General features: G+C 71.4%; 1 pseudogene. It reads right to left on the bottom strand.

Features of this window, described 5'->3' with window-relative positions:
• Window positions 1–255, bottom strand: a pseudogene (locus KZZ06_RS21555) (ABC transporter permease); the annotation flags it as partial.

Below are 255 nucleotides of genomic sequence, written 5' to 3'. Positions count from 1 at the left end.
CCGCTGACGATCAGCCCCATGCCGAGGGTGGCGATGAAGCCGTGCACGTCGAGCACGGTGACGACGAGGCCGTTCGCCAGCCCGATGAGCGCGCAGACCCCGAGCGCGGCGAGGACGCCCCAGGCGACGTTGCCGGTGTGGCCGGCCATGATGCCGCCCGCGACGAGGCTGCTGAGGCTGGCGACGTAGGGCACCGACAGGTCGAGGCTGCCGGCGAGGATGACCAGCGTCTGGCCGATAGCGATGAAGCCGAGG

This window comes from Sulfitobacter sp. CW3, assembly GCF_019392245.1.
In the GTDB taxonomy this organism is placed as follows: domain Bacteria; phylum Pseudomonadota; class Alphaproteobacteria; order Rhodobacterales; family Rhodobacteraceae; genus Sulfitobacter.
This window is presented reverse-complemented; position numbering and strand designations above follow the sequence as displayed.